5 protein-coding genes and 2 pseudogenes are annotated in these 6,262 nt (G+C 68.3%); 4 read left to right on the forward strand and 3 right to left on the reverse strand.

The features are described 5' to 3' along the window. A pseudogene (gene hflX / locus ACN0S5_RS23940) lies at nt 1-971 on the forward strand (GTPase HflX); the annotation flags it as partial. Between the two features lie 325 nt (nt 972-1,296). Continuing rightward, nucleotides 1,297-1,431: a hypothetical protein gene (locus ACN0S5_RS23945; RefSeq protein ID WP_417211750.1), complete on the forward strand. Its 135-nt coding sequence runs from the start codon at nt 1,297-1,299 to the stop codon at nt 1,429-1,431. Nucleotides 1,432-2,196: 765 nt separating this feature from the next. Here the strand turns inward: ACN0S5_RS23945 and ACN0S5_RS23950 are convergent. From ACN0S5_RS23950 to ACN0S5_RS23960, 3 genes are all read right to left on the reverse strand, one after another. Then, nucleotides 2,197-2,493 (reverse strand): phosphotransferase, encoded by a 297-nt coding sequence (locus ACN0S5_RS23950; protein WP_417211752.1) that lies wholly within the window; start codon nt 2,491-2,493, stop codon nt 2,197-2,199. A gap of 1,015 nt (nt 2,494-3,508) precedes the next feature. Next, nucleotides 3,509-3,970, reverse strand: a complete 462-nt coding sequence (locus ACN0S5_RS23955) for a hypothetical protein (RefSeq protein ID WP_417211753.1) — start codon at nt 3,968-3,970, stop codon at nt 3,509-3,511. A gap of 293 nt (nt 3,971-4,263) precedes the next feature. Next, nucleotides 4,264-4,965: a penicillin acylase family protein gene (locus tag ACN0S5_RS23960; RefSeq protein WP_417211755.1), complete on the reverse strand. Its 702-nt coding sequence runs from the start codon at nt 4,963-4,965 to the stop codon at nt 4,264-4,266. A gap of 487 nt (nt 4,966-5,452) precedes the next feature. Between ACN0S5_RS23960 and ACN0S5_RS23965 the strand changes: the two are divergent. Continuing rightward, nucleotides 5,453-5,989, forward strand: a pseudogene (locus ACN0S5_RS23965) (NAD(P)-binding domain-containing protein). Then, the coding region (locus ACN0S5_RS23970) for an NAD(P)-dependent oxidoreductase (RefSeq protein ID WP_417211756.1) at nt 5,874-6,262 on the forward strand (389 nt) is incomplete at its 3' end. The pseudogene ACN0S5_RS23965 and the gene ACN0S5_RS23970, both read left to right, overlap by 116 nt.

Below are 6,262 nucleotides of genomic sequence, written 5' to 3' on the forward strand. Positions count from 1 at the left end.
GGTGGAACTGGTGTTGGTCGACGGGCCGGTGACGCCCGTGCAGCAGCGCAATCTGGAAAAAGAGTGGAAGGTCAAACTGCTCGACCGGACCGGGCTGATTCTCGAGATTTTCTCGGACCGGGCCGCCACACGCGAAGGCGTGCTGCAGGTCGAGATGGCGCATCTCAGCTATCAGCGTACGCGGCTGGTGCGGGCCTGGACCCACCTGGAACGGCAGCGGGGCGGATTGGGGTTTGTCGGCGGTCCGGGTGAAACCCAGATCGAGGCCGACAGGCGCGCGATCGACGAACAGCTGGTGCGCCTGCGCCGCCAGTTGGACAAGGTGGTCAAGACGCGTGAGCTGCACCGCAAGGCGCGCGCCAAGGTGCCGTATCCGATTGTCGCCCTTGTGGGCTATACCAACGCGGGCAAGTCGACGCTGTTCAACCGGCTGACCGGGGCAGAGGTCATGGCCAAGGACATGCTTTTTGCAACGCTGGACCCGACCATGCGGGCGGTGCGCCTGCCCACCGGGGCGGACGTGATCCTGTCCGACACCGTTGGTTTCATCTCCGACTTGCCGACCGAACTGGTCGCGGCCTTCCGCGCCACGCTCGAAGAGGTGCGCGGCGGATGTGGTCGTGCATGTGCGCGACATCTCGCATGCCGCGACCGAGGAACAGGCCGAGGACGTGCGCACCATCCTGTCCTCGCTCGGGATCCCGGAGGACGCCGCAGGTCGAACTCTGGAACAAGATCGACCGGCTCGACCGAAAATGCGCGAGGCGGCCGGCGCGCGCCTCGGGGACGAGGGATCTTTGCGGTCTCCGCCGTCACCGGCGAGGGGCTGGACGTGTTCCTCGAGGCATTGACGGACCGGCTGAGGGCGACACGGTCGAGGAAGAGCTGGTGCTCGCCTTCTACGAGGGTCGGGCGCGGGCGTGGCTCTATGACAAGGGCCTCGTCAGGACGAAAGCCAGAGCGATGACGGCACGGTCATGCGGTGCGCTGGACCGCCAGGACCGCGCCAGTTCGAGATGATCCGCGCCGCACTGAGCGGAGCGCGGGGCAAGGCACCGGCAGAGTCCGGTCGCCGGGGTCGGAAGAGGAACAGGAGAACGCGGGCGGTTGGTCTCTGGTTCATCGACGGTCGAGGCTGATGCCCTGGGCCGATGTCGGGATCATGCTGCTGGCGGTGCTGGTGCGCCGCTGGTGGCGGTGCGGTCTTCGGCCTTGCGGGAATGGCGGCCTTTGCGGCGGCGATGCCGCGCGTGTAACCAGCCACAGGGCGGCGCGCCGATAGCACTACTTGCGACCATGTCGACCGGGCTCGGCGGGATGCTGGCGCTCAGCGATCCGATGATGGCGCTGATGGTCGCGGCCTGCCTTTCGGCGATGACCGCCATCGCCGCCCATCACCGGTTGGCGCGGCCCGCGATGCGGGCGCTCTGACCTGGACCATCTTCACCTCGCCGCTGATCCCTCGGACAACATGCGCTGCTGCTGACGCTCTACCTCGCGGGCATGGTCTGGAGCGTCTGCGTCACCACGCTGTTGCGGCGCGCAGACCGGCCCCTGCAACGGCAGAGCCGGGTCAACTTCACCTTCGGCGCGGTCTTCGGCACCGGCCTGCGCTGGCGGTCTGGCTGGGTCAATACCTGTACGGCAGCCACGGATTCAGTTGCCGCTGACCTTCGTCATCCTGTCCATGCCGCCCTATGGCGCACTGTTCTCGCGCAGTCCAACGGACTCTGGCCACGCTCTGCGGGGCGCTGGCCTCGGTCCAACGGCATTCCGCGCTGCCGCAATGGGTGACGGCGGCGCTGGTGCTGACGATCTTTCCGGTGGCCTTCCGGTTCATCGCGCAGCTGCTCCGGTACGGCGCTGCTGACCTTCACCATCCTCAAGCGCTCTCGATGGTTTCCGACATCTCGATCCTCGCAACCGAGCGTGTGGAATCGGTGCTGGCCAGCGCGCTGACGCTGCTCGTAGAGGCGGTCGCGGCGGTGGCCGTGCTGAACCGGCGGCGCTGCGCCGGATCATCGCGCCGACGGCGGCTGGCCGGGCCTCGGACCAGCCTCAGACCAGCAGCGGTTCCGCGCGGCACGATCTCGCGCGGCGGCATAGCGGGCGGACGGCGCAGCGAGGGGGCCTCGGGGGTCCGGCCCAGACGCCGGCGCGAAGAGCCGCTGCAGGAACAGCCACAGGGCGGTTCGGTCACGCCGTCCCGTAGCCGCGCGGGGCGGCAGCGAAATCGCTCAGCGGCGTGGCGTCATCGGCCAGCGAGACGTGGATCAGCAGCCAGACCAGGTCGCGATAGGGCTCGTCTTCCTTCGGGTTCTCGAAATCCAGCCCGCAAGGCGGCGGAGTCAGCACCAGGTTGTCGAGATGCAGGTCGCGGTGGGTGATGGCGCGCTGCGCCGGCCTACGCACCTCGGCAGCCAGCGCCTCCATCGCGCGGACTTCGGCGCGAGCGGCAATGTCGGGGATATGGCGTTCGCCCGCGTCGACCATGCCTCAAGCCGGTTCAGCCAGGCGATCTGCCCGGCAGGGCGGAGGGCTGGTCGCGGCGGCTGGTGGTGAAACTCCGCCAGCCAGCGCCCCGCCTCGTGCAGCCGGTCGGGCGCGCGGCGGGGGCGAGGACCGGCAGAGCTCCGGACAGGGTGGGCCCGTCGGCATAGGACAGGCCGAGGGCAGCGCGCTCCGGATCGAAGAAACAGCACCTCCTGCGCCCCATCAGGCGCGCGGCCGGCGCGGTGCGGGCGGCGCCGGCGGCGACGCGTCGGCCGGTGCGGGGCCCAGGCTTGACGGTCAGGCGCGTGCCGGGCCGGTCGGCGCAGAACACTGACTGGCCATCGGATTATCGCGGTTCTTGGACAGCCGAGCCCGAAGAGCGCGCCAGAACGCTCGCGCCAGCACCTCGCGCGCGATGCGGCGGGCCCGGCCTTGTCCAGCACGCCGGACGGCGCGCTCACGGACGGATCAACCGGGTGATTCCGACAGGCGGCAGGCGAGTCCGCGTCGAGCGACATCGGGATGTATTCGCGCGCCGCCAGGCTAGCCGAGATCGTCGTAATGGCGCGACGGGAAATGCCGGATTCGCCGTCGAGCTGATGAAGACCGAGGAATCGGGGTCGGCGAAATCGTAGACGCCGCGATAGGTGGCGCCGTGCACGTTGGCAAGGGTTCCGGGTCCTTGCGCGGTGCGCCCGCGTTCGAGGTGAAATCCCCGCCCGAAGTGCTTTGACGGATGTTCACGAAATACCGAAGCACCGGCGTCGCCCAGAACGCTTTTGTGCTTGGGTGGCCTGGTGGGCGTCGCTGGCCGCAGCGATTCAGGCGCCGCGCCGTGATGTCGAAGTCAGACCAGCGCGTCGTCCAGCGAGGCGGGCGATGTCAGTGCAGGTTTCCACCGCGACCGAGCGGATGACGTCGCACGGCGCCCGCGCCGTCGACGTAAAAGACGCGCTCGATGAACAGCGGCTCGACGTGGTCGTATTCGTCCGCAAGCGGTCCGGATCGTCGCGGATCAGCCGGTCCTGCAGCGCGCAGCCAGGCCCGCGCGGCTCAGGAGATGTTCGTTCATCTCGCCGCTCCAGTCAACCAGCAGGTCCAGCGCTGGCGCTGACGTTCGGGCATAACCCTCGGGCGCGGCCTCGCCGGTGTGCCAAAGGTCGCGCCCGATCAGCGGCAGCGGCATCGCGCCGCAGGCGTACGGTATCGAGCTGCGCCTCGATGAAGCTGTCGCGGGTGTGCACTTCGCGGCCCTGCGAGCTGCGACCAGCGGTTGATGCGCTGGCTGTCGCCCCAGTCGAAGCGGCGTGCAGCGGGAAGGGCGGTCGATGATCTTGTTGGTATTGCCGACAAGGCCGCCCAGCGGTCCGTCAGACCGGGTTCGCGCTGTCAGGGTAGTGCCGATCCAGCGGTTGCGGCGATCCAGCCGGGCGAGGGCATACGCCCGCGGCTGGCTGGCGGGATCGCGCTGCGGCATAATGGCGCCCGCGGTTTCAGCGCATCTGTTCGCGGTCGATCAGCGTCAGCATCTGCGCGGGGCCATGTAGCCTTCGGAGGCGCTCAGCGCGCGTCGACCGACCCCGCCTCCATCAGCCAGGTCGCCGCGCTCATCAGGTGTCCGCATCCGACAGCGCCGACCAGGCAAGCAGACGACTGCCCCTGCGGCGTATCGAGGCCAGATTACGCCCTTGAGCAGCACGGGCGTTGTCGGTCAGCGCAGGGTCAGGGTGACGGGCGGTTCGCCCTTGATCTCGACGATGGATTTGCGCGTCAGGAAGCGCTTCCAGCCGTCAGGCGTGCGGTCGTGCTCCGGGACCCTGCGGGTTCAGTTCCTCGATATAAATTCTGGTCGTCGAGATAGGCCGAGGTGATGCCCCAGGCCAGCTTTTCCGACCGGCCCAGCATGACGGCGGGCACGCCGGGGATGGTGCCGCCGATCACCCGCCCGAGGCAAGCTGGAGCCGGGCGAGATACCAGGTCGAGGCGCGGTGAAGCCGAGTGCGGATCGTTAGCCAGCAGCGTCCCGCACTGGCCGAGCGCGAGAACGCCGCCGCCCCGGGCGTTCGACGCCCGGCAAGGCCGCGCTCCGGGAAGGGCGACAGGGTGTCGTTCCAGCGGCTTGCGGCGAACTGCGTGAACTTCTGGCGGGGAACGGCGCGGCATGGCGGGCGGGGCGCAGCGCCCTCGCCGGAATGTCAGGCAGGATGTCCTTGAGCCGGTCTTCGTCCGGCAGCAGCAGCGAGGTGCGGGCGCGCAGGATCTCGTCGCGGAACTGGCCCGGAGCTGCAGGGCCATGAGCTTGACGATGGCGATGGAATCGGCAGGCTGCCAGGGCACCGGCGGCGCGTTGAAGGAAGAACTCGGGGCGCCCCGGCAGGCTCTCGGCGTTGATCTCGTGATGCGGGCATTCACCCCGGCGGCATAGGCGGTCAGCGCGGCGCGGGTGCGCGTCTGCGCCGCGACCGAACGCACCGCCAGCCCGTAGAATCGGGCGGCGCATCAGCGTGTCGGTTCCAGCGTGCGCCGACCGAACAGCTCGGACAGCCGTCCCTGCACCGTGCCGCATCAGCGTCATCTGCCTGGCGGTCTGGGCTGGGCGTAGCCAGGCCGAAGAAGGCATCGGGATCGGTTCGGCAGATATGCGGCACCCGGCATTGTCGCGCACGATCTCGATCGCCCTCGGTGCCTTGACGGCCAGGTCTTGTCGTAGTCCGGCAGGGATCGCGAGGCGAGATGGTAGACCAGTCGACGCGATCAGCTCATGAGGATCGCGGCCGGGGTAAGCCTGAGCAGCATCGGAAGAGTGTCGCCATGGGGCTTTGCGCTTTGTCCTGCCGGTGTCCTGCGGGATTACCGTGCCCTCGCCCCTGCCAAGGGGCAGGGCAGGAACGACAAGGCTGAACGTTTGCGATAACGGGGTTGAACCATGGCAAAATGCGCATTTCTTGGTCTGGGCGTGATGGGCTATCGATGGCGGGCCATATGGCGAAGGCCGGTCACGGGTGACGGTCTACAACCGCAGCGCGCAAAGGCCGACAAATGGGTCGCCGAACACGGCGGCAGCGCGCCCCACCCGCGCCAGGCGGCGGAAGGCGCGGATTTCGTCATGGCCTGCGTCGGCGTGGCGACGACCTGCCGCTCGGTCTGCCTCGGGGCGGACGGAGCCTTTGCCGGCATGGCGGAAAGCGCGATCTTCGTCATCACACCACGGTCAGTTCGATGGTGACGTTTGGAGCTTTACAGGTCGCCAGGAAAACGGCTTCGGCTTCGTCGATGCGCCGGTGTCGGGCAGGCAGGCGGGGCCGAGAACGGCCAGCTCGTCGTCATGTGCGGCGGCGATCAGCCCGATTACGACGCGGCCGCCCCGGTGATCGACGCCTATGCAAGCTCTGCAACGCATCGGCGACAGCGGCGCGGGTCAGAAATGCAAGATGGTCAACCAGATCTGCATCGCCGGTCTGGTGCAAGGCCTGTCCGAAGGGCTGCACTTTGCTGAAAAGGCCGGGCTGGACGGCGCTGCGGTTGTGGACGTCATCGGCGGCGGCGCGGCCGGATCCTGGCAGATGGTCAACCGCTACAAGACCATGATCGCCGATGAATTCGAACATGGCTTTGCCGTCGACTGGATGCGCAAGGATCTGGACATCTGCCTGCGTACCGCCAATGAAACCGGCGCCTCGCTGCCGGTCACGGCGCTTGTGGACCAGTTCTACAAGGACGTGCAGAACATGGGCGGCGGCCGCTGGGACACCTCCTCCCTGATCAAGCG

Origin of the sequence: Antarctobacter sp. (assembly GCF_048262615.1) — a bacterium.
Lineage (GTDB): Bacteria > Pseudomonadota > Alphaproteobacteria > Rhodobacterales > Rhodobacteraceae > Antarctobacter.